This is a genomic window from Pseudomonas sp. HMSC057H01 (assembly GCF_001836405.1).
In the GTDB taxonomy this organism is placed as follows: Bacteria; Pseudomonadota; Gammaproteobacteria; order Pseudomonadales; family Pseudomonadaceae; genus Pseudomonas; species Pseudomonas aeruginosa.
Map to the genome: position 1 here is coordinate 1,412 of NZ_KV828505.1, position 3,123 is coordinate 4,534.

The following is a 3,123-nucleotide window of genomic DNA, read 5'->3' on the forward strand; positions in this document are numbered from 1 at the left end:
GAGCCTGCCGGAATACATGGTGCCGGCGCAGTGGTTGGCGCTGGAGCGGATGCCGTTGAGTCCGAACGGCAAGCTGGATCGCAAGGCGTTGCCGCGACCGCAAGCTGCTGCGGGGCAGACGCATGTTGCGCCGCAGAATGAAATGGAGCGACGTATCGCGGCCGTCTGGGCGGACGTGCTGAAGCTGGAGGAGGTGGGCGCCACCGACAACTTCTTTGCCCTGGGTGGCGATTCCATCGTTTCGATCCAGGTGGTGAGTCGATGCCGTGCGGCGGGCATCCAGTTCACTCCGAAGGACCTGTTCCAACAACAGACCGTACAGGGGCTGGCGCGAGTCGCCCGCGTAGGGGCTGCGGTGCAAATGGAGCAGGGGCCTGTGAGCGGCGAGACGGTATTGTTGCCGTTCCAGCGGTTGTTCTTCGAACAGCCGATTCCCAATCGCCAGCACTGGAACCAGTCATTGCTGTTGAAGCCGCGCGAGGCCCTGAATGCGAAGGCACTCGAAGCGGCCTTGCAGGCCCTGGTCGAACATCACGACGCATTGCGTCTGCGCTTCCATGAAACGGACGGAACCTGGCATGCCGAACATGCCGAAGCAACGCTGGGCGGTGCGCTGCTCTGGCGTGCCGAGGCGGTGGACCGACAAGCGCTGGAGTCGCTCTGCGAGGAGTCGCAGCGCAGCCTGGACCTGACCGACGGCCCACTGTTGCGGAGCCTGTTGGTGGATATGGCCGACGGCGGCCAGCGTCTGTTGTTGGTGATCCACCATCTGGTGGTGGACGGGGTGTCCTGGCGCATTCTGCTGGAGGATTTGCAAAGGGCTTACCAGCAGAGCCTCCGTGGAGAAGCTCCGCGGCTGCCTGGCAAGACCAGCCCGTTCAAGGCCTGGGCCGGCCGAGTGAGCGAGCATGCCCGTGGTGAGTCGATGAAGGCGCAGTTGCAGTTTTGGCGCGAGCTGCTGGAAGGTGCGCCGGCCGAGCTTCCGTGCGAGCATCCGCAAGGCGCTCTGGAGCAGCGTTTCGCCACCTCCGTGCAGAGTCGCTTCGACCGCAGCTTGACCGAACGCCTGCTGAAGCAGGCGCCGGCAGCCTACCGTACCCAGGTCAACGATCTTCTGCTGACCGCCCTGGCGCGAGTGGTCTGCCGTTGGAGCGGCGCCTCTTCAAGCCTGGTACAGCTGGAAGGACATGGGCGCGAGGAGCTGTTCGCCGATATCGACCTGAGTCGCACCGTCGGTTGGTTCACCAGTTTGTTCCCGGTGCGCCTGAGCCCGGTCGCGGATCTTGGCGAGTCCCTGAAGGCGATCAAGGAACAGTTGCGTGCGATTCCCGACAAGGGCCTGGGTTATGGCTTGCTGCGCTATCTGGCTGGAGAGGAAAGTGCCCGGGTCCTGGCGGGGTTGCCGCAGGCGCGGATCACTTTCAATTACCTGGGCCAGTTCGACGCTCAGTTCGACGAGATGGCTCTGCTGGATCCGGCTGGCGAAAGCGCGGGGGCAGAGATGGACCCCGGCGCTCCGCTGGACAACTGGCTGAGTCTCAATGGCCGGGTGTTCGACGGTGAACTGAGCATCGACTGGAGCTTCAGCTCGCAGATGTTCGGCGAGGACCAGGTGCGTCGCCTGGCCGATGACTATGTGGCTGAGCTGACGGCGCTGGTCGACTTCTGCTGCGATTCGCCACGGCATGGCGCGACGCCTTCCGATTTCCCGCTGGCGGGGTTGGACCAGGCGCGTCTGGATGCCCTGCCGGTCGCGCTGGAAGAGGTCGAGGACATCTATCCGCTGTCACCCATGCAGCAGGGCATGCTGTTCCATTCGCTGTACGAGCAGGCATCGAGCGACTACATCAATCAGATGCGTGTGGATGTGTCCGGCCTCGATATCCCGCGCTTCCGCGCAGCCTGGCAGTCCGCCCTGGACCGGCACGCGATCCTGCGCAGTGGTTTCGCCTGGCAGGGGGAGCTGCAGCAGCCCTTGCAGATCGTCTATCGACAGCGCCAGTTGCCCTTCGCCGAAGAGGACCTGAGCCAGGCGGCGAATCGGGACGCCGCGCTGCTCGCGCTGGCTGCGGCCGAGCGCGAACGCGGTTTCGAATTGCAGCGTGCGCCACTGTTGCGGCTGCTGTTGGTGAAGACTGCCGAAGGTGAGCACCACCTGATCTACACCCATCATCACATCCTGCTGGACGGATGGAGCAATGCCCAGTTGCTCAGCGAGGTGCTGGAGTCCTATGCCGGACGCTCGCCGGAGCAGCCCCGGGATGGCCGCTATAGCGACTACATCGCCTGGCTGCAGCGGCAGGACGCGGCAGCTACCGAGGCATTCTGGCGCGAGCAGATGGCGGCTCTGGACGAGCCGACGCGATTGGTCGAGGCACTGGCTCAGCCGGGACTGACATCGGCCAACGGCGTCGGAGAGCACCTGCGTGAGGTAGACGCAACGGCTACCGCGCGGCTCCGGGATTTCGCCCGGCGCCACCAGGTCACTCTCAATACCCTGGTCCAGGCGGGCTGGGCGCTGCTCCTGCAACGCTATACCGGACAACACACCGTGGTCTTCGGCGCCACCGTCTCCGGGCGTCCTGCCGATCTGCCGGGTGTCGAGAACCAGGTCGGGTTGTTCATCAATACCTTGCCGGTGGTGGTAACGCTGGCTCCACAGATGACCCTCGACGAACTGCTGCAGGGGCTGCAACGGCAGAACCTGGCGTTGCGCGAACAGGAGCACACGCCTCTGTTCGAGCTGCAGCGCTGGGCGGGGTTCGGCGGCGAGGCGGTTTTCGACAACCTGTTGGTGTTCGAAAACTACCCGGTGGACGAGGTGCTCGAACGGTCCTCCGCTGGAGGCGTGCGTTTCGGTGCCGTAGCGATGCACGAGCAGACCAACTATCCGCTGGCCCTGGCGCTGGGTGGCGGGGATAGCTTGTCACTGCAATTCAGCTACGATCGCGGACTGTTCCCGGCCGCTACGATCGAGCGCCTGGGTCGCCACCTGACGACTCTGCTGGAGGCATTCGCCGAACATCCGCAGCGACGTCTGGTCGATCTGCAGATGCTCGAGAAGGCGGAGCTTAGCGCTATCGGCGCTATCTGGAACCGCAGCGACTCGGGCTATCCGGCAAC

General features: G+C 64.5%; 1 protein-coding gene. It reads left to right on the forward strand.

The window, feature by feature from the left end; all coding sequences use genetic code 11:
- A partial coding sequence (locus HMPREF2581_RS20965) for a condensation domain-containing protein (RefSeq protein WP_049266423.1) occupies positions 1 to 3,123 on the forward strand: 3,123 nt, incomplete at both ends.